This window comes from Tistrella mobilis KA081020-065 (genome assembly GCF_000264455.2).
Classification (GTDB): Bacteria; Pseudomonadota; Alphaproteobacteria; order Tistrellales; family Tistrellaceae; genus Tistrella; species Tistrella mobilis.
The window spans coordinates 983,794-1,002,438 of the sequence record NC_017956.1 but is presented as its reverse complement, the minus strand read 5'-3'; the positions used below and the strand labels follow the sequence as shown (position 1 = coordinate 1,002,438).

The window sequence follows — 18,645 nt, the reverse complement described above, 5'->3', positions numbered from 1 at the left end:
TTGATCAGGCGCCGGGCTGCGGGCTGGGACGAAGACCGTCGTCACCGCCGGCCGTGGGAACAGAGGCCCGCGGCGGGCGCGGCTCCGACACCGTGGCCGAACCGCCATCGCCCATGTCGTCGGACCGGCGCGGCTTGATCTGCTCCCCGGCCGCGATCGCCTTCAGCTCGTCACCCGAGAGCGTCTCGTATTCGAGCAGCGCCTGGGCGACCCGCTCCAGCTGGTCGTGGTTTTCAGTCAGGATCGTCCGGGCGCGGTCATAGGCGGTTTCCACGATCCGCCGGACTTCCTGGTCGATGACGTTGGCGGTGGCTTCCGAGATGCCGCGCGACTGGGTGACCGCATAGCCGAGGAAGGGCTCGTTGTCGCCCTCGCCATAGTTCAGCGGGCCCAGCTTGTCGCTCATGCCCCACTGGGTGACCATGTTCTTGGCCAGTTTGGTCGCCATCTGAATGTCCGACGACGCGCCGCTGGTCACCTTGTCGTGGCCGAAGATGATCTCTTCCGCCAGACGTCCGCCCATGGCCACGGCGAGGTCGGCTTCCAGCTTCTCACGCGAGACCGACAGCCGGTCGCGTTCGGGCAGACGCATCACCATGCCGAGCGCACGGCCGCGGGGGATGATGGTCGCCTTGTGAATCGGGTCGGAAGCCGGGCAATGCATCGCGACGATGGCATGGCCGCCCTCGTGATAGGCCGTCAGCCGCTTCTCGTCCTCGCTCATCGCGATCGAGCGGCGCTCGGCACCCATCATGACCTTGTCCTTGGCGTCCTCGAACTCGGCCATGCCGACCACGCGCTTGTTGCGGCGGGCGGCGAGCAGAGCCGCCTCGTTCACCAGATTGGCGAGGTCGGCGCCCGAGAAGCCGGGGGTGGCGCGGGCGATGACGCGGGCATTCACATCCGGGCCGATCGGCACCTTGCGCATATGCACCGACAGGATCTTCTCGCGACCCGACACGTCGGGGTTCGGCACCACGACCTGGCGGTCGAAGCGGCCCGGGCGCAGCAGCGCCGGGTCGAGCACGTCGGGGCGGTTGGTGGCGGCGATGATGATCACGCCCTCATTCGCCTCGAAACCGTCCATCTCGACCAGCAGCTGGTTCAGGGTCTGCTCGCGCTCGTCATTGCCGCCGCCGAGGCCGGCACCGCGATGGCGGCCGACGGCGTCGATCTCGTCGATGAAGATCAGGCAGGGCGCGTTCTTCTTGCCCTGTTCGAACATGTCGCGCACGCGGCTGGCGCCGACGCCCACGAACATCTCGACGAAGTCCGAGCCCGAAATCGAGAAGAACGGCACATTCGCCTCGCCGGCGATAGCACGCGCCAGCAGCGTCTTACCGGTACCCGGAGGACCCACCAGCAGCACGCCCTTGGGGATGCGGCCGCCCAGGCGCTGGAACTTCTGCGGGGCCTTCAGGAATTCGACGATCTCGTGCAGCTCGTCCTTGGCCTCGTCGATGCCGGCGACGTCCTCGAACGTCACGCGGCCGGCCTTTTCGGTGAGCAGCCGGGCCTTGGACTTGCCGAAGCCCATGGCCTTTCCGCCGCCGCCCTGCATCTGACGCATGAAGAATATCCACACGCCGATGAGCAGCAGCATCGGGAACCAGGAGATCAGGATGCCGAACAGCGAGGGAACGTTGTCCTCCACCGGCGCGACATTGATGCGGACATTGCCCTCGCGCAGACGCTCGACCATGCCGTTGTCGTTCGGCGGCGCGATGGTGCGGAACTCGACACCGCTGCCGTCATTGAAATGACCGCGGATCGTGTCGCCCTGGATGGTCACGTCGGTGACGCGCCCCTCCTGGACGGCATTGAGGAAGTCCGAATACGCGACCTGGCGCGACGGGCCCTGACTCTGGGGACTCTGGAACAGATTGAACAGAGCCACCAGCAGCAGGGCGATGATCACCCAGAGCGCGAGGTTCTTAACGTTGTTCACGACCGAGGTCTCTTTCCTGCCGAATGTTCGCCCGCCATCGCCCAGAAGACGCCGTCACCGTCGAGCGGACGGGATGGCGCGAACCATGCCCGGAAAGTGGAGTGGGCAAGGGTTTCGTCCTCCGCAGCCTCCCTGCGGATGCTCTCTGTTAAGTGGGGGAACGCGAGGGGTACGTCAAGTCGCGTGAGCACGGGCAGCGACGCGATCGCCCGCGGAGCGACACGGGCGCGCAGCCATGCCGCCGCGGCCGGCGCCGCCTCGCCCAGGCGTCGGGCCAGATCCTCCCCCATCGCCCGAAGCCGCAGGCGGCCGTCATCGGCGGCGGCGCGACATGCCGGCGTATCGGGAACGACAACCATGAAACGCCCATCCCAATGCAGCACCTCCCCCGGCCTCACCGCCCGGGGCGCTTCGATCGCCCGCGGCTCCCGCAGCACCAGAAGCCTGCGCCCGCCCCAGAGAAACCGGCAGCCCCCCAGCGTGCGCCCGCCTTGTCCCCGCCCGCTCTGCGGCAGATGGTCGCCCCCCGCCCGGCTGCGCGCCATCGCCACCAGATCGGCGGCGAGCCGGGCCGCGGCGGCGCCACGCGGCGGCAGGTCCTGCCCGCCCACCACCATGGCCAGCCGCCCGACCAGCCGTTCGGGCAGGTCATCCTCCAGCCCCGGCGCCGAAAGATCGGGGTCGGCAAACAGCGCCAGCGGCAGTTCCGCCCCGCCCCAGACATGCAGGCGCAACCCGCCGCGGAAGGCGACCCTGAGCATCTGCGCATCAAGGGCGGCCCTGGCCGCCGCGGCACGGGCGGCGGACTGAACCACCCGGGCGGGATCGAGCCCGGCACCTTCAAGGGCGGCGGCGGTCGCCGCGGCGCGCAGACGCACGCGCTGCACCCGGTCGTCATCATTCATCGGATCGTGCAGGGGGGTGAGCCCTGCCGCCGCCACCACCGCCGCAAGGCTTGCGCGGCGGATGCCGAGCACCGGCCGGATCAGGCGGATGCCGTCTTCGGGCCGGACCGGCGGCATGGCCGCCAACCCGTCGACGCCGCTGCCGCGGCCGAGGCGGATCAGCACGGTTTCGGCCTGGTCATCCAGGCTGTGGCCGGTCAACAGATGCAGGATGCCCGCCGCCCGGCAGGCATCGGTGAGGGCGGCATAGCGGGCGGCGCGTGCCCCGGCCTCAATCCCCGTCATGCCGATCGCGCCGGGGGCGAAGGTCAGGATCCGCGCCGGCACCCCGGCCGCAGCCGCCAGCGCCGCCGCCCGCCGGGCATCCCCGGCACTGCCGGCACGGAGGCCGTGGTCGACCACAAGGGCCAGGACCCGTCCGCCGCGTGCCGCGGCCCAGTCGCGGGCAAGCAGGGTCAGGCCCAGACTGTCGGGCCCGCCGGAAAGCGCCACGGCCAGATGTGGCGCCGGTTCCGCGCAGCCGGCCGCCGCCATGGCCCGGGCGAAGCAGGCCCCGATATCGTCGTCCGCCACCGGCTCAGCCGCAGCCGAGCTTCTTCTGCTCACGCTCGGTCAGCACCTTGATATTGGCCGGCGCGTTGGGGAATTTGCGGTTCAGGATCGAATAGGCGCCGCAGGCATCGTCCTTGCGGTTCAGCGCCGCGAAGCTCATGCCCAGCTTCAGCACCATGTCGGGGGCCTTGCTGCTCTTGTCGTGGCTGGTGACGCCCTCACCGAAGGTCAGGGCGGCCCGGTCGTACTGGCCCTGGGCGTAATAGGTCTCACCCAGCCAGTAATAGGCATTGCCGACCAGCTCACCCTGCTTGAAGCGCTGGATCAGCTCGTTGAACGCCACCTCGGCGCCGGCATAGTCGCGATCCTTGAGCAGCAGGTCGAGACCGTAGCGATAGAGTTCCTGCTCGGACTGGATCGACGCGGCCCGGGTCTTGGCCGCCTCTCCGCCCGCGACCGGCGGCGGGGTCGGCTGCGAGGGCGCGGCCTCGGTGGTGGTCACGGAATTGCCGGCCGCATCACGCCGGGTGGTGATGGTGCCGAGCGGCTGCACGGCCCCGCTGCGCGGCGCCTCGCCCTGCCCTGCTGCCTGGCCCTGTCCTGCCGCCTGGCCCTGCCCCGGCGCAGCATCGGCCGGTGCCGCAGCACCCGGGGTCATGCCGGTCGCATCGCCCGTACCCGCAGCAGCGCCGGCGGCCGCGCCGTTCTGAAGCATCTGCTCGATGCGGCCCAGACGGTCGTTCAGATTGCGCTCCAGCCCGTCGACCCGCTCTTCCAGCCGGCGCATGCGGAATTCCAGCTCCTCGATCCGCCCGGTATGGCGGCGCTGGGTCTCTTCCACCCCGCTCAGCCGGCCGTCGAAGGCGCCGAGCGCGGCGGGGGGCAGACTGCCCTGCTGCTGCGCGCCGGCATCGGGCCGGTCGACCACCAGCAGAGCCAGGGTCGTCATCACCAGGGCGGTGCCGCCGACGAGGCGGCGCTTCAGGCCGGACGGACGGGACCGGGTCGCGGGAACGGACATGGTGGTCGATGCCTCGATGGGGAGAAGAAGACGGACGAGCCCGTCCCTTATAGCGCAGGCTGTGGGGCGTCAGAAAGACTGCCACGGGGAAACTGCCGCAGTAAAAACGGCAAAAACGGCCGACGGCCGGTGCTTCCCGTTGGTCGCGGGAAACACCGGCCGCCGATCGAGGTCGGAGCGGACCTTGCAGGAATCCGGCCTGGCCGGATGCCGTCGTCAGTTGACCAGCACGGTCACCGCACGACGGTTCTGCGCCCAGGCGGCCTCGTCGGAACCGAGGACGGCCGGACGCTCCTTGCCGTAGGAGATGGTCTCGATGCGGTCCGGCGAGATGCCGAGCGCAACGAGGTAGTTCTTGGCGGCGGTGGCACGACGGTCGCCCAGGGCCAGGTTGTACTCGCGGGTGCCGCGCTCGTCGGCATGACCCTCGATCACGATCCGCTGCGCCGGGTTGGCGCGGAGGAAATCGGCCTGAACCGACAGGGTCTGGCGACCCTCGGCGGTCAGCGACGAGCTGTCCAGCTCGAAGAAGACGCGGTCGCCGGCGGTCTGCTGGACGTATTCCCAGCTGCCGGGCTGCGCGCCGGTGGAAACGGTGCCCTGGCCCGAGCCATAGGACGACGACGAGGTCGCACCCGAGGCGCCGGTCGAACCGGTATCTTCCGGCGCGGACGAGCAGGCGGCCATGAAAGCCAGGGCGGCGACAGCAGTGAGGATCTTGGTGCGCATTTTCTACCTAAGGTATCCGAGACATGTCGGAGCACCGGAAAGCGGAGAGGCAGTCCTGGCCGGCGTTCGCTCCAATCGCCAGCGTAGGTCACGCGAGGGTCATGACCTACCCGGTCGCCAGGCACACGACGAGTCAAAGTATAACTATTGACCTCATCGAATCAAGGCCGACCACGCCGGATCCGATGCTTCGCCGGGAGTGACGATCAACCGCTCGTTATATCCCGTGATATCGATCGAATACAGTCTGGTCGGTCCGCCAGGACGGTCTTGACGGAAGAAGGCGAGGACACGGCCATTGGGCGCCCAGGTCGGGCCCTCAACCAGATAGCCGTCCGTCAGCAGCCTTTCGTCGCTGCCATCGGGGCGCATGACCCCGATGTAGAACCGTCCGCGGTTCATCTTGGTGAACGCGATCAGATCGCCGCGGGGCGACCAGACCGGCGTTGCATAGGTGCCGTTGCCGAAGCTGATGCGCTGGGCACCCGAGCCGTCGGCACCGGACACATAGATCTGCTGACCGCCCGAGCGGTCGGAATTGAAGGTCATCTGCCGCCCGTCGGGCGACAGCGACGGCGAGGTATCGATCGCCTGCGACGAGGTCAGCCGCTGCACCGACCCGCCATTGGTGTCGAGGCGATAGATCGAGGTCACGCCGTCGCGCGCCATCGACATCACCACGCCACGCCCGTCGGGGGTGAAGCGCGGGGCGAAGGTCATGCCCGGGAAGTCGCCCAGCACCCGCTGACGGCCGGTATCCAGGTCGTAGATGAACACCCGCGCCTGCCGGCCCCTGAAGGCCATATAGGTGATCTCGCGCGAGTTGGGCGAGAAACGCGGGGTCAGAACCTGATCCGCCCCATCGGTGAGATAGCGGTTGTTGGCGCCGTCCTGGTCCATGATCGCCAGCCGCTTGACCCGCTTGTTGGCCGGGCCGCTTTCCGCGACATAAACGATCTGGGTATCGAAATAGCCGCCCTCGCCGGTCATCCGCTCATAGATCTGATCGGCGATCATATGGGCGACGCGGCGCCAGAGCTTGGGATCGACGCGATAGACCACGCCGGCCATCTGGGTCTGGCCGAACACGTCCCACAGCCGGAATTCGACCGCGATCTGATCGCCTTCGCGCCGCACCTGGCCGGTGACCAGCGCCTGGGCATTGATCTGCCGCCAGTCGGCGAAATCCGGCATCGGGTTCATCTCGGCCGGGCCCTGCAGGAAGGCGGCACGGTCGATCGGCCGGAACAGGCCCGAACTCGCGAGATCGTTCGCGACCACACCCGGAATGTCGGCATCGAAGGGTGCCGCCGAGGGATCGACCGCGAGGAAGGGACTGATCGCGATCGGCATCGGCTCCACGACACCGCGGGTGATGTCGATGCGCACCTGCGCCGAGGCCGGCTGAGGCAATCCCGCCCCGCCCAGCCCCACGACCAGCCCGACTGCCGCAACCGCGAATGCCCGCAGGACCGGCCGCATCTTCTGACGCGGCGCCTGACCGGCGGTTGCGGAACGGATCGTGTCTGTCATCGGCCCACCATGTTCTTCGGGTTGAACGCCAGGACAATGTCCTTGAGCTGCTCGTATTTGCCTGCCGGCAATTCCAGCGGACTTGCGGCACGCACGGCACGGACCGCGCTTTCCGCGGCCACGCGATATGCCTCTTCGCCCGGCCGCGACATCCGTGCGCGGTCGACCACGTCGGCAGAAAGCACCGTACCATCGGGCGCCAGACGGATGCGAACCTCGACCACGAGATTCTCAGCCTCCGGCGCACCGACCGGCACCGACCAGCGCCGCTCGATCTGGCTCCGGATGAAGGCAATGTCGCTGATCGACACCTGGTCGGTCTGCTGGGCATTGCGCTGCATCACCGGCGCCTGCGGCTGGCTGGACCGCGCAACCTGCTGTTCCCGGGGGGCGTCCTCTTTCGCCTGCGATTTGAGCTGATCCAGACTCTTACGCAGCGACGCCAGAGGATCATCCGGCTCGGGCTTCTTTTCCGGTTCCGGCTTTTTCTCCGGCTCCGGCTTCTTCGGTGCGGGCTTTGGCGGTTCGGGCTTCTTTTCAGGTTCGGGCTTCTTCTCCGGCTCAGGCTTTTTCGGCGGTTCCGGCTTCTTCTCCGGCTCGGGCTTCTTCGGCGGCTCCGGCTTCTTCTCCGGCTCCGGCTTTTTGGGCGGGGGCGGCGGAGGTGGGGGCGGAGGCGGAGGAGGCGGCGGTGGCGGAGGAGGAGGAGGCGGCGGTGGTGGCGGGGCCGGCTGCGGCTTGGGGGCCGGAGGCGGCGGTGGAGGTGGAGGGGGTGGAGGCGGAGGCGGCGGCGGTGGAGGCGGCGGTGGTGGAGGCGGAGGCGGTGGTGGCGGAGGCGGAGGAGGTGGTGGCGGAGGAGGTGGTGGTGGCGGGGCCGCCGGCGGCGGGGGTGGCGGAGGTGGGGGCGGCGGAGGCGGAGGCGGTGGTGGCGGCGGGCTGGCCTGCGCCACCTGCTTTTCGGGCTCGGGCTTCGGATCGGGCTTCGGGCGCAGCTGCGATGCCCGCGTCACCTCGCTCACCGGAACGACGTCGATCACGATCGTCTGTTCCTCCGGCGGCAAGGGTCGGCTGAGCGACGGCAGGCCGAACCACAGCAGCGCCGCGACGGCGCCATGTGCTGCCAGCGAATATGTCAGACCGCGCTTCACCTGAGGTCCGAAGCTCCATGGAATGCCGGCCGGGGGGAACACCCTCCCCCGCAGCCACGATCCCGGCCGGTATCAACCGGCGCGGGGCCGAAAGGTTCCCGCAGGCGCGGGGCCGTCAACGCCGGGCGGGCGTGCCCTGCTGCAGGGTGGTGACCAGCGAGACCTTGGTGAAGCCGGCGCCGGTCACGGCCCCCATTGCCTGCATCACCCGGCCGTAATCGACGCTGCGGTCGCCGCGCACGAAGATCCGGGTGTCGGTCTTGTTCTTCGCCACGGCCATCAGCGTCGCCGGCAGCTGTTCCAGCGTCACTTCCTTGTCCTGAACGAAGACCCGCCCCTCTGCATCAACCGACACCGAAAGCGGTTCGTCCTGGCCGGCGAGCGGTGCCGCCGAGCTTTCCGGCAGGTCGACCTCGACGCCCGCCGTCAGCAGCGGCGCGGTCACCATGAAGATGATCAGCAGCACCAGCATGACGTCGACCAGCGGCGTCACGTTGATCTCGCTCATCGGCTGACCGCCGCCCCAGCGCCGGCGGCGGCCATGCCCGTTGGAAGGTCGGATGCCACCGGCCATGGGTCAGCGCCTGTCTTCGATCTGGCGGGCGATCAGCGCACCGAACTCGCCCGTGAAATTCTCGAGCCGGGCCCCGTAGCGGCCGACATCGCTCGACAGCTTGTTGTAGAAGATGACCGCCGGGATCGCGGCGACAAGGCCGATCGCGGTCGCGAACAGCGCCTCGGCGATACCCGGCGCCACCACGGCAAGCGTGGTGTTCTTGGTCATCGCGATCGAGGTGAAGCTGTTCATGATGCCCCAGACGGTACCGAACAGGCCGACGAAGGGCGCCGTGGAGCCGACCGTCGCCAGGAAGCCCAGATTGCGTTCAAGCCCCGCCATTTCGCGGTTGAGCGCGATCTCCATCACCTGCTGGATCCGCTGCCGCAGATTGGCCCGCGAGGTGGCATCGGTCAGCGCCGTGCCCTTGGCCTTGGCGCGCCGCCATTCGCCCATTGCCGCGGCGAAGACCTGGGCCATGGGATGGTCGGCCCGTTCGGAAATGGCGTCGTAGAGTTCTTCGAGCGAGCCCCCCGACCAGAACCGGTTCTCGAAATCGTCGGCGCGGCGCTTCAGCCGGCCCATCAGCCGGAACTTGTCGAAAATGATCGCCCAGGACCAGACGGAGGCCAGGACGAGCATGAGCATCACCGCCTTCACGATGATGTCGGCGTTCATAACCAGGCTGAAGATGCTCATATCGTGCGCTGCCACCGATCCGGCGAGCGCCGCCTGGCTCACGACCTCCTGCTCCATTCACGTCCTCCGTGGATCGGACGGGCCCCGGCATTGCCCGGGAAGCTGCCCCGTCCTCATTCATCGACCCGTTTGATTACCAGAGTTCGGCCGAAACCGCTGCCGTTTCACGAATTTGACACGGGATGCCCGGCCGAAGCTCCGACAGTCGGACGAGGTGCGGACACATCATCCCCGGCCGTGAGCCGGCCACGAGATATGCCAACCCGCGTGACTTGTGAAGGGGCCATGTGAGGCGGCGATACGGTCGTTGTGGCGAATGTCATCGCGGCGCAACAGATCCCCGATCGAGGCCCGTGCCGCACTGCAATATTCTCAATATTATACAAAGATTTACGAGAGGAAATTCACAACATGCCAATGCATTTGCCTGGACCCTGCCCTGCGCCGGACGCCATAATCGGGCCGGTCCGATCCGAAGGCACACGGACCGGGCAGCCGGCCCGGCATTTCCCGCCGCCCGATGCCTGCCTCTGCAGGACGAAACCGGCAGATCCAGGCCGGGCCCCCCTGCCCTCCCCGCCTTCGGCCTGTACATACGAAAGGCACCTGTACCCATGACGTCGCTCGCCGATCTGTCCGCCGTTGAGCTGGGGCGGCTCTATGCCGCCGGGGACACCTCGCCCACCGAGGTGACCGAAGCCGTCATCGCGCGGATCGAGGCGTGGGAGCCGAAGCTCAACGCGACCTGGGCCTTCGACCCGGAAGCCGCGCGCACCGCCGCCGCCGAGGCCACCAGCCGCTGGAAGAAGGGTGAGGCGCTGGGCCCGCTCGACGGCGTGCCGGTCACGATCAAGGAAAACATTGCAACCAAGGGCTGCCCCGTCCCCGTCGGCACCGCCGCATCGGACATGACCCCGGCCGCCGCCGACGCCCCCGCCGCCGCCCGGCTGCGCGAGGCCGGCAGCGTGATCCTGGCGAAGACCACCATGCCCGATTACGGCATGCTCTCATCCGGGCTTTCCAGCTTTCACAAGCTGGCGCGCAACCCCTGGGACCTCAACACCAATCCCGGCGGCTCCTCGGCCGGTGCGGGGAGTGCCGCCGCGGCCGGCTATGGCCCGATCCATCTGGGGACCGATATCGGCGGCTCGATCCGCCTGCCGGCCAGCTGGTGCGGTATCGTCGGCATGAAGGGGACCAATGGCCGGGTGCCGGTCGATCCGGCCTATCTGGGCCGGGTGGTCGGGCCGATGACCCGCACCGTCGCCGATACCGCGCTCGCCATGTCGGTACTGTCGAAGGCCGACTGGCGCGACGGCAGCGCCCTGCCGCCGGCCGATATCGACTGGATGGATCTGGACGGGCTTCAGATCCGCGGGCTCCGCATCGGCCTGATGCTCGACATCGGCGCCGGCATGGCGCCGAACGCGGAAGTGCTGGCTGCGGTGCAGGAAGCCGCCCGGCGCTTCGAAGCGGCCGGCGCCGTGGTGGAAGAGGTGCCGGCGGTTCTGACCCGCGAGATGCTCGACGGACTGGACGATTTCTGGCGGGTCCGCGCCTGGGATGACGTCGAGCGCCTGCCCGAGGCGACCCGCGCGAAGATCCTGCCCTATATCCGCGCCTGGGCCGAAAGCGGCCAGACCCGGTCGGCCCTGCAGGCGGTGCGCGGCCTGAACCGCATTTTCGAGATGCGCAAGGCCGCTGGCCGGCTGTTCCATGGCGGCGGCTACGATTTCGTGCTGTCGCCGGTGGCCCCCACCGTCACCTACCCCGCCGACCAGGCCTCGCCGCTGGACGATCCCGAGCGGCCGTTCGAGCATATCGGCTACACCGTCGTCTGGAACATGTCGGAACAGCCGGCGATCTCGGTCAATTGCGGCTACGACGCCAAGGGCCTGCCGATCGGCCTGCAGATCGTCGGCCGGCGCTTCGACGATCTGGGCGTACTGCGCGTGGCGGCCGCCTGGGAGGGCATGCGCGACGAGCAGCGCCCCTGGCCGAACTTCGACTGACCGGATCGGATCCCCGAAGAAGACCTGCCGGGGCCGTCCCGCTCAGCGCGGGACGGCCCCGGCATCGGCAAGGGCGATCAGCGCCTTGGGCAGGCGCCGCGGCTGGCCGCTCGCCGGATTCAGCGCCACGCATTTGATCCGGCCACGCACCAGCACCTGATCGCCGCGCGCCACCACCTGCTCGAACTCAACCCAGGCCGCGCCCCGCCCGGTGACGACGGTCGAGACGGTCAGCAGATCCTCAAGCCGTGCCGGAGCCTGGTAATCCAGCGCCACCTCGCGCACCGCAAAGCCGAAGCCGTCATTCTCAAGCAGCGGCCGCTGGTCGATGCCGCGGCGGCGCAGCCATTCGGTGCGGCCACGCTCCATGAACTTCAGATAATTGGCGTAATAGACGATCCCGGCGGCGTCGGTGTCTTCCCAATAGACCCGCACCCGGATGACATCGGGCTGCACGGTGGCGGGCGTGGTGTCCATGGGGATCCTCCAGAAAGTTCGCGACTCGCGAAATGCAACCTGCGCGCCGCATTATGCGGAATGACACTACCGCAGCGCAAGATGCCCCGAGGGTGGGACCGTTCAGGCTTCGGGGTCGGGGTCGATATCGGCACCGGCGAACAGATCGGCCTCGCCGTCGCGGGCCGGCGGCATCAGCCCCAGATGCTGCCAGCCGCCGCGGGTCAGCACCCGGCCGCGGGGTGTGCGGGCCAGGAAGCCCTGCTGGATCAGGAAGGGTTCGATCACATCCTCGATCGCATCGCGGCTTTCCGACAGCGCCGCCGCCAGGGTCTCCACACCCACAGGCCCGCCGCCATAGTGGCGGGCGATGCAGCCCAGATAGCGCCGGTCCATGGCATCGAGCCCGCGGGCGTCGACCTCCAGCCGGTTCAGCGCCCGGTCGGCGACCCCGGCATCGATCGCGGCCGCCTCGGCCACGGCGGCGAAATCGCGCACCCGGCGGAGCAGCCGGCCGGCGACACGCGGCGTGCCGCGCGACCGCCGGGCGATCTCCATCGCCCCCTCTTCGGTGAGCGGCGCGCCGAGCAGGCGACCGCCGCGCCGGACGATCGAGGCCAGTTCGTCGATCTCGTAATAGTTCAGCCTGAGCGGAATGCCGAAGCGTTCACGCAGCGGCCGGGTGACCAGCCCGGCGCGGGTGGTGGCCGCGACCAGAGTGAAGCGCGGCAGATCGATCCGCACCGAGCGCGCCGACGGCCCCTCGCCGATCACCAGGTCGAGCTGAAAATCCTCCATCGCCGGATAAAGGATCTCTTCCACCGCCGGGTTCAGGCGGTGGATCTCGTCGATGAACAGCACGTCGTGTTCGTTGAGGTTGGTGAGGATCGCGGCCAGGTCGCCCGCGCGCGCGATGACCGGTCCGGAGGTCGCGCGAAACCCCACCCCCAGCTCCTTGGCCACGATCTGCGCCAGCGTGGTCTTGCCCAGACCCGGGGGCCCGTGCAGCAGCACATGGTCGAGCGCATCGCCACGCGCGCGGGCGGCGGCGATGAACACCGCCAGATTGCCCAGCACCTGGCGCTGGCCCACGAAATCCGCCAGCCGTTCCGGGCGCAGCGCCGGATCCTGCCGATCCTCGGCCAGCGCCGCGGGCTGGACCAGACGCTCGTCGCCGCTGCTCATCGCGCCAGCTCCTTGAGCGCGCCGCGGAGCAGGACCTGCACGTCACCCGCCGCCTCGCCCGCGGCCTCGGCCACCCGGCGCAGCGCCGGCTCCGCCTCTGCCTCGCGATAGCCCAGATTGACCAGGGCCGAGAGGGCATCATCGAAGGCCGCGACCTCGGGCGGCTTGCTGACCGCAGCGGCGGCCTCGGGCGTTTTGATCGACTTCGCCAGCACGGCGACATCGGCGGCACCGATGCCGACCAGCGCCGCCTTGTCTTTCAGCTCCATCACGATGCGTTTGGCGAGCTTGGGGCCGACGCCGGTGGCCCGGGCCGGGGCGCGGGCGTCCTGGGCCGCGATCGCCGCCGCCAGGGCCGACGGATCCAGCACCGAGAGCACCGCCAGCGCCACCTTGGCGCCGACACCCTGCACCGTCACCAGCAGGCGGAACCAGTCGCGCTCTGCCCGGTCGATGAAGCCATAGAGATGAATGTCGTTCTCGCGCACATGGGTTTCCACGTGCAGCGTGGCGGCGGCACCGGTTCCGCCCAGTGCGCCGAGGGTGCGGCGCGACGCCTGCACCAGATAGCCGACGCCATGGACGTCGATCACCGCATGATCGGCACCGATCTCGTCGACGATGCCCTTGAGCCGCGCGAACATGCCGGGTGTGGTCTCCCCTGTTGGGCCGCCCTTCAGCGGGCCCGGGCCGTCCAGCCGGCCCGCGTGCCCCCATGATGCGCGTGACAGATCGCGACGGCGAGTGCGTCATAGGCATCGGCGCGCGCATCGCGGTCGATGCCCGGCAGCAGGCGGGCGACCATGGCGGCGACCTGGGCCTTGTCGGCCCGGCCGCTGCCGGTCAGCGCCTTCTTCACCAGGCTCGGCTCGTATTCCGCCACCACCAGCCCCGACTGGGCCGGCACCAGCAGCGCCACCGCCCGGGCATGGCCCAGCTTCAGCGCCGACATCGCATTGGCGTTGACGAAGGTCTGTTCGACGGCTGCCCCTGCCGGCTGGTAGCGCTCCACCACCTCGTAGAGGCCGTCATAGAGCGTGCGCAGCCGGTCGGACAGGGCGGCCTTGTCGTCCGAGGTCACCACGCCATGGCCGACATGGGTCAGCCTGGAGCCCTCGGTATCGATGATGCCCCAGCCGGTGATCCGGAGCCCCGGATCGATGCCGATGATGCGCATGCCAGGCGGCCGCCCCACCCAGGTTCAGCTTGTCCGGCTCAGCCGTTCAGCTTCGCCATCACCTCGTCGGAGACCTCGAAATTCGCGATGACCTCCTGGACGTCGTCATTGTCTTCCAGCACCTCGATCAGCTTGAACAGCGTCTGAGCCTGTTCCTCGTCGATCGCGATGGTGCTGAGCGGCACCCAGCCGAGCTTGAACTCCTGCGGATCGCCGTAATTGCCTTCGAGCGCGGTGCGCACTTCCTGCAGCGCGTCGGGCTGGGTGTAGACGACATGGGTTTCGTCGTCACTCTCCAGATCGTCGGCGCCGGCCTCGATCGCGGCTTCCAGCATCGCCTCGCCGTCTGCGACCGCGAGCGGATAGGTGATGCGGCCGACGCGGTTGAAGTTGAACGCCACCGAATTGGTCTCGCCCAGCGACCCGCCATGCTTGCTGAAGGCCGACCGCACTTCCGACGCGGTGCGGTTGCGGTTGTCGGTCAGCGCCTCGACGATCAGCGCCACGCCACCCGGGCCATAGCCCTCGTACCGCACCTCTTCGTAATTGTCGCCATCGGCACCACCGGCGCCGCGCTTGATCGCGCGTTCGATGTTGTCCTTGGGCATGTTGGCGACGCGGGCTGCCGCCACGGCACTGCGCAGCCGCGGATTGGCGGTCGGATCGGCGCCGCCTTCCTTGGCGGCGATCACCAGTTCGCGGAGCAGCTTCGTAAACACCTTGGCGCGCTTCTTATCCTGCGCGGCCTTGCGGTGCATGATGTTCTTAAACTGTGAATGACCAGCCATCTCTGCCGCCAACCCTCAAGAGCCGAAATCTCTGACACAGGTGGCGCTCGGCCATCCCGTGCTTCCGGACGCTTCGATAACAGAACTCGCCGCCGGATGCATCCCCGGAGACGAAATCATGAACGTCCGGCGCCTCAGCCGACCGTCTCGGCCTGCCCCTGGGGCAGATGCAGCTGCAGCAGGCTTTCGGGCATCGGCTCGGCGCCGGGCCAGGCCGGGCTGAGCCGTCCGCCCACGCGCAGCGGCGCGATCGACTTCGCAAGGCCGGTCGCATCATCGGTCTCGATCAGCGTGCCGCAGATTGTGGCGGGGCCATTGGCCGGCAGCAGCTTCTGGCCGCGCATCTTGCGGGTGAAGCGGTCGAGCGAGGCGTTCTTGTCCATGCCGATGACGCTGTCATAGTCGCCGCACATGCCGGCATCGCACTGGAACGCCGTGCCGCCGGGCAGGACCTGATGGTCGGCGGTGGGCACATGGGTATGGGTGCCGACCACGGCCGTCACCTGACCGTCGAGGAAATGGCCATAGGCCATCTTCTCGCTGGTCGCCTCGCCATGCAGATCGACGAAAATGCCCGAGACCAGACCGCCCAGCGGATAGTCGCGCAGCACCGGCGCCAGCGCCCGGAACGGATCGTCGAGCGATTCCATGAACAGGCTGCACATGACGTTGATCACCACCACGCGGCGGCCGTCGGGCAGGGTCGCCATGGTGGCGCCGCGGCCGGGGGTGCCGGGGGGAAGTTGATCGGCCGCACCAGCCGCTGGTCCTGATCGATCCAGCCCAGGATCTCGCGCTGGTCCCAGATGTGATTGCCGGTGGTCAGGATGTCGACGCCGGCGGCATAGAAGCTCTCGCAGATCTTGGGCGTGATGCCGAAGCCCGAGGCGGCATTCTCTCCGTTGACGATCAACAGGTCGACACCGAGGGCCGACCGGATGGTCGACGCATGATCGATCACCGCCTGCCGGCCGGACCGTCCGACCACGTCACCAAGAAAGAGTATCCGCACCGTTCGACCTTTCGTCTCTGCCGCGTCTGGACAAGAGCGGCACGGGCCTCGCCGTGTCGCCACTGTTGGATATGAGGCGCAGCCGTGGCCGCGCCCAGCGATTTTTCGGCTCACCTGACCGGGACCAGCAGACCCCGTTCGGTCAGGATCAGGTCCAGCGGCCGGTCGAGCGGCCCGGCCGGCACCTCGTCCGTCAGCTGGACTGCAAAGCACACGCCGATCGTGAGCGGCATCTGCCCGGCCGCATCGGCCGCCGCCAGCGTGCGGTCGTAGAAGCCGCCCCCCTGCCCCAGCCGGCGCCCGGCCCGATCGACCGCGACCAACGGCATCAGCAGCAGGTCGGGCAGGCAACGCCCCGCTGCCTCCTCGGGCATCAGGATGCCGAAGGCACCCGCGACCAGCGGCGCGTCAGGCTGCCAGACCCGGAAATCGAGGGCCGTATCGGGCGCCGTCACCACCGGCAGACAGAGCCCGGCGCCGGTTGCGGCGCCAAGGGCCACCAGCAGCGGCAGCACATCGATCTCGCCGCCCGCCGCCACATAACCCGCGATGTGCTGCGGCGGCCGGGGCAGCCGGGTCGCCAGAGCACCCGCCTCCGCGGCCAGAGCGGCTGCGGCATCGGCACCACCGGCCGCCGCAGCCGCACGGCGCAGGCGCCGGAAGTCGCGGCGCATGGCGGCCTTGCGGACATCAAGTGCCGGGTCTGGCAGCCCGGGATCCTGCAGCGGAATGGTCAGCGACGGCGCTCCGAAGGCGGGCCGGGATGGGGCCGGCCGTAAGGGTTTGGCGGCAAGCGGCCGGGCCGGCCGCAAACGGCGACGCCCCGGCCGCGAAGACGCGGCCGGGGTCGTGCGAAAACTGGCGGACGGGGACCGGCACGAAGGTTGGCGGTGAAAATCCACATGGACCCGCGTGTGCAGGTGGGCGCCGTGATCCCCGTGGCTTGGTCCGGGCGTACCGGTCCGGACGAACCGGCCGGTGCCCTATCCGCGCGCACGGGGAGGGACAGCTCCCTCATGTAGATGGTATCGGTCCCTGGGATTTAGGTTGCCTCACCGAAAGGCCAGAGCCCGTCCTGCCCCGAGATTTAGAGTTTCTCGAGCCGGGTTGCAATAGTCTCGATGCGCGCCGCGAAATCATCCAGCGCCCGGGCGAGCGTCGCATCGACATCAGCGGCGGAGCGGTCGGCGGTGCGGCGGATCTTTTCCACCTCCACACGCGCCCGGTAGAGCCCCTGCTCGGCCTCGTTAGCCTGTTCCGCCAGCAGGATCGCCGCCATCAGCATCACGCGGGCATCCACCGCCACGCTGCGGCCGCTGGCCGCCTGCTGCACCCGCTCCTCGACCTTCCGGGCCAGGGTGCGGACGCTTTCCTCCTGTCCCTCGCCGCAGGCGAGCGTGAACGCCCGGCCCAGGATGCGTACCTCGACTTCGGCCATGGCTTTCTCGTCTCCGATCCGGTTCGGCTCAGCGGTCATCAAGCGCACGCCCGATGGCATCCATGGCCCGGTCGATCTGCTCGCCGGCCCGGCGGCCGCGATCATCGGCGCGCAGGCGGGCCTCTTCGGCCGTGGTGAGCGCGGCCTTCAGCCGGTCCCGCTCGGCCGCCAGGCTCTCGATTTCGGACCTGAGCGCGTCGATCCGGACATCGGCCGCGCCAGAGGCCGCCGCCTCGCCCGCGGCCCGTGCCTGGGTCACCCGCTCGGCCGCCTTGCGGCTTGCGGCATCCAGCCGCGTCAGCGCGCTCGACAGCCTCTGCCACGCCATTTCCATATTCGCCATAGATCCGGCCACCATGAAGACAGGAGGTTGCGCTTGTTCGTCGGCACGGCCCAAGCCGGGAGAACCTCGTCAGAATAGCACGGCCCGGCACCGGGCCGGAACGCGATGACCGCCCGGTACGGGACACATTCGTTTCCCATCCGGCGTTTCCCATCCGGCAGGCCGGGACTGACGAGCTGAGCCGACATCCCCCGAAGACCGTCACCGGCCGCCCGGGGGCGCGCACCTTCGGATCGGGCGGGTTGTCCCCACCTCGACGGCGCCCCGCCAACATAGGGAGCCTGCGCCCCCTGCGTCAATGCGTGATGCCGGGGCGATGCCGCACTGCGGTGCGGCTCACCGCCGCGCATAGGCGTCGAAGGCATAGGGGCCGGAGGTGCTGTTGTCGATCATCTCGGGCACATGGGACGGGATTTCGGGATGGCCGGGGTCGAACAGGCCGCAGGCCCTGAGCGCGCCGGTCAGCGACAGCCGCGCCGGAATCCGCTCCAGATAGACCCGGACGGAACACGGCATATGCGCCTGATCGGCCGAGACGCCCAGCTTCACCCCATGCAGCCGGGTCCAGCGGAGCGCGTAATCCGGATAAAGCACCGTCTGGGTCAACTCGATCCCGGCACCGTATTCATAATCGGACATGAACACCCGGTCCCCAGCGACCAGCGCCGCCCCCTGATAGCGGTAATGCCGCCGGCCGGGCCGGTCGTGCGGCCCCATGCGTTCCAGACGCCGGTAGAAGGTTCGCCCGTCTTCGACCGAGAACACGATCAACCCGCGGATGACCTTCCCCTTCTGCGACATCGAATAGTAATATTCGAAGAACATGCCGGTCAGATTGCGCACCCGGGCATCGCCCAGCGCCATCACCCGGTCGAAATGCTGGCGCAGCCGACGGTTGGTGGTGCCCTCGTCCAGACCGCGCACCCGGACGATCTCGGCGAAATCGCGCGGCGGCAGCATCATCTCGTAGGGCTCGACACCGAAATAGTCACAGATCTTGCGCAGCAAGGCCGGCCGCGGCGTGGAACTGCCGGCCAGATAGCGGTTGAGCTGGCTGCGGTTGATGCCGAGATCCCGTCCGACCTGAGAGATCGACGGCCGGTACGAGCAGAGCAGGCGAAGATTCTCGGCAATCTCGGTCATTTG

The 18,645-nt window shown here is 68.8% G+C and carries 19 protein-coding genes and 1 pseudogene; 2 read left to right on the top strand and 18 right to left on the bottom strand.

The window, feature by feature from the left end:
* Positions 1-4: 4 nt before the first annotated feature.
* From ftsH to TMO_RS29060, 6 genes are all read right to left on the bottom strand, one after another.
* Entirely contained in the window at positions 5-1,948 is a 1,944-nt protein-coding gene (gene ftsH, locus TMO_RS04585; RefSeq protein WP_014744429.1) for an ATP-dependent zinc metalloprotease FtsH, read from the bottom strand.
* Entirely contained in the window at positions 1,945-3,459 is a 1,515-nt protein-coding gene (tilS, locus tag TMO_RS04580; protein ID WP_145978063.1) for a tRNA lysidine(34) synthetase TilS, read from the bottom strand. Before tilS ends, ftsH begins: the two co-directional genes overlap by 4 nt.
* Complete coding sequence (ybgF, locus tag TMO_RS29065; protein WP_014744427.1) at positions 3,431-4,426, bottom strand: tol-pal system protein YbgF; 996 nt, start codon at positions 4,424-4,426, stop codon at positions 3,431-3,433. Before ybgF ends, tilS begins: the two co-directional genes overlap by 29 nt.
* A 216-nt stretch (positions 4,427-4,642) precedes the next feature.
* Positions 4,643-5,155 (bottom strand): peptidoglycan-associated lipoprotein Pal, encoded by a 513-nt coding sequence (gene pal, locus TMO_RS04570; protein WP_014744426.1) that lies wholly within the window; start codon positions 5,153-5,155, stop codon positions 4,643-4,645.
* Between the two features lie 153 nt (positions 5,156-5,308).
* The gene (gene tolB / locus TMO_RS04565; RefSeq protein ID WP_014744425.1) at positions 5,309-6,688 is read right to left on the bottom strand and encodes a Tol-Pal system beta propeller repeat protein TolB; all 1,380 of its coding nucleotides are present in this window, start codon (positions 6,686-6,688) and stop codon (positions 5,309-5,311) included.
* Positions 6,685-7,029 (bottom strand): TonB C-terminal domain-containing protein, encoded by a 345-nt coding sequence (locus TMO_RS29060; protein WP_014744424.1) that lies wholly within the window; start codon positions 7,027-7,029, stop codon positions 6,685-6,687. Before TMO_RS29060 ends, tolB begins: the two co-directional genes overlap by 4 nt.
* Before the next feature lie 347 nt (positions 7,030-7,376).
* Here TMO_RS29060 and TMO_RS31540 point away from each other — a divergent pair, with 347 nt between their 5' ends.
* Complete coding sequence (locus tag TMO_RS31540) at positions 7,377-7,757, top strand: hypothetical protein (protein ID WP_014744423.1); 381 nt, start codon at positions 7,377-7,379, stop codon at positions 7,755-7,757.
* 191 nt (positions 7,758-7,948) lie between these two features.
* Here TMO_RS31540 and tolR read toward each other — a convergent pair whose 3' ends face one another.
* A complete protein-coding gene (gene tolR, locus TMO_RS04555; RefSeq protein WP_014744422.1) occupies positions 7,949-8,407 on the bottom strand; it encodes a protein TolR in 459 nt (152 codons plus the stop codon).
* 3 nt (positions 8,408-8,410) lie between these two features.
* Complete coding sequence (gene tolQ, locus TMO_RS04550) at positions 8,411-9,145, bottom strand: protein TolQ (RefSeq protein WP_014744421.1); 735 nt, start codon at positions 9,143-9,145, stop codon at positions 8,411-8,413.
* A 557-nt stretch (positions 9,146-9,702) separates the two neighbouring features.
* On the opposite strand from tolQ, the gene TMO_RS04545 reads away from it, so the two are divergent.
* Entirely contained in the window at positions 9,703-11,100 is a 1,398-nt protein-coding gene (locus TMO_RS04545; protein WP_014744420.1) for an amidase, read from the top strand.
* Between the two features lie 42 nt (positions 11,101-11,142).
* Here the strand turns inward: TMO_RS04545 and ybgC are convergent, their stop codons facing one another.
* The 10 genes and pseudogenes from ybgC to TMO_RS04495 all read right to left on the bottom strand — a co-directional run bounded on the left by ybgC (position 11,143) and on the right by TMO_RS04495 (position 18,642).
* The gene (ybgC, locus tag TMO_RS04540) at positions 11,143-11,577 is read right to left on the bottom strand and encodes a tol-pal system-associated acyl-CoA thioesterase (RefSeq protein WP_014744419.1); all 435 of its coding nucleotides are present in this window, start codon (positions 11,575-11,577) and stop codon (positions 11,143-11,145) included.
* Between the two features lie 102 nt (positions 11,578-11,679).
* On the bottom strand, positions 11,680-12,741 hold the full coding sequence (ruvB, locus tag TMO_RS04535; RefSeq protein ID WP_014744418.1) for a Holliday junction branch migration DNA helicase RuvB: 1,062 nt from the start codon (positions 12,739-12,741) through the stop codon (positions 11,680-11,682).
* The gene (gene ruvA, locus TMO_RS04530) at positions 12,738-13,385 is read right to left on the bottom strand and encodes a Holliday junction branch migration protein RuvA (RefSeq protein WP_014744417.1); all 648 of its coding nucleotides are present in this window, start codon (positions 13,383-13,385) and stop codon (positions 12,738-12,740) included. The genes ruvB and ruvA overlap by 4 nt, the downstream gene beginning before the upstream one ends.
* A 32-nt stretch (positions 13,386-13,417) precedes the next feature.
* Complete coding sequence (gene ruvC / locus TMO_RS04525) at positions 13,418-13,918, bottom strand: crossover junction endodeoxyribonuclease RuvC (protein WP_014744416.1); 501 nt, start codon at positions 13,916-13,918, stop codon at positions 13,418-13,420.
* 38 nt (positions 13,919-13,956) lie between these two features.
* Entirely contained in the window at positions 13,957-14,706 is a 750-nt protein-coding gene (locus tag TMO_RS04520) for a YebC/PmpR family DNA-binding transcriptional regulator (RefSeq protein WP_014744415.1), read from the bottom strand.
* Between the two features lie 134 nt (positions 14,707-14,840).
* Positions 14,841-15,718 (bottom strand): annotated as a pseudogene (locus tag TMO_RS04515) (TIGR00282 family metallophosphoesterase).
* A gap of 110 nt (positions 15,719-15,828) precedes the next feature.
* Positions 15,829-16,392 (bottom strand): 5-formyltetrahydrofolate cyclo-ligase, encoded by a 564-nt coding sequence (locus tag TMO_RS04510; protein WP_041604829.1) that lies wholly within the window; start codon positions 16,390-16,392, stop codon positions 15,829-15,831.
* A 413-nt stretch (positions 16,393-16,805) separates the two neighbouring features.
* Complete coding sequence (locus TMO_RS29050; RefSeq protein WP_014744411.1) at positions 16,806-17,156, bottom strand: cell division protein ZapA; 351 nt, start codon at positions 17,154-17,156, stop codon at positions 16,806-16,808.
* Between the two features lie 28 nt (positions 17,157-17,184).
* Positions 17,185-17,484, bottom strand: coding sequence for a hypothetical protein (locus TMO_RS04500; RefSeq protein ID WP_145978061.1), 300 nt, complete (start codon positions 17,482-17,484; stop codon positions 17,185-17,187).
* A 351-nt stretch (positions 17,485-17,835) separates the two neighbouring features.
* On the bottom strand, positions 17,836-18,642 hold the full coding sequence (locus tag TMO_RS04495; protein WP_014744409.1) for a helix-turn-helix domain-containing protein: 807 nt from the start codon (positions 18,640-18,642) through the stop codon (positions 17,836-17,838).
* Positions 18,643-18,645: the final 3 nt, after the last annotated feature.

Coding starts and splice junctions, on each gene's coding strand:
- ruvC (WP_014744416.1), bottom strand. CDS start 13,918: ATGCGCATCATCGGCATCGATCCGGGGCTCCGGATCACCGGCTGGGGC.
- TMO_RS04495 (WP_014744409.1), bottom strand. CDS start 18,642: ATGACCGAGATTGCCGAGAATCTTCGCCTGCTCTGCTCGTACCGGCCG.
- tolB (WP_014744425.1), bottom strand. CDS start 6,688: ATGACAGACACGATCCGTTCCGCAACCGCCGGTCAGGCGCCGCGTCAG.
- TMO_RS04510 (WP_041604829.1), bottom strand. CDS start 16,392: ATGCGCCGCGACTTCCGGCGCCTGCGCCGTGCGGCTGCGGCGGCCGGT.
- ruvA (WP_014744417.1), bottom strand. CDS start 13,385: ATGTTCGCGCGGCTCAAGGGCATCGTCGACGAGATCGGTGCCGATCAT.
- ybgC (WP_014744419.1), bottom strand. CDS start 11,577: ATGGACACCACGCCCGCCACCGTGCAGCCCGATGTCATCCGGGTGCGG.
- TMO_RS04545 (WP_014744420.1), top strand. CDS start 9,703: ATGACGTCGCTCGCCGATCTGTCCGCCGTTGAGCTGGGGCGGCTCTAT.
- tolR (WP_014744422.1), bottom strand. CDS start 8,407: ATGGCCGGTGGCATCCGACCTTCCAACGGGCATGGCCGCCGCCGGCGC.
- ruvB (WP_014744418.1), bottom strand. CDS start 12,741: ATGAGCAGCGGCGACGAGCGTCTGGTCCAGCCCGCGGCGCTGGCCGAG.
- TMO_RS29050 (WP_014744411.1), bottom strand. CDS start 17,156: ATGGCCGAAGTCGAGGTACGCATCCTGGGCCGGGCGTTCACGCTCGCC.
- TMO_RS29060 (WP_014744424.1), bottom strand. CDS start 7,029: ATGCAGCGCAATGCCCAGCAGACCGACCAGGTGTCGATCAGCGACATT.
- TMO_RS04500 (WP_145978061.1), bottom strand. CDS start 17,484: ATGGCGTGGCAGAGGCTGTCGAGCGCGCTGACGCGGCTGGATGCCGCA.
- pal (WP_014744426.1), bottom strand. CDS start 5,155: ATGCGCACCAAGATCCTCACTGCTGTCGCCGCCCTGGCTTTCATGGCC.
- tolQ (WP_014744421.1), bottom strand. CDS start 9,145: ATGGAGCAGGAGGTCGTGAGCCAGGCGGCGCTCGCCGGATCGGTGGCA.
- ybgF (WP_014744427.1), bottom strand. CDS start 4,426: ATGTCCGTTCCCGCGACCCGGTCCCGTCCGTCCGGCCTGAAGCGCCGC.
- TMO_RS04520 (WP_014744415.1), bottom strand. CDS start 14,706: ATGGCTGGTCATTCACAGTTTAAGAACATCATGCACCGCAAGGCCGCG.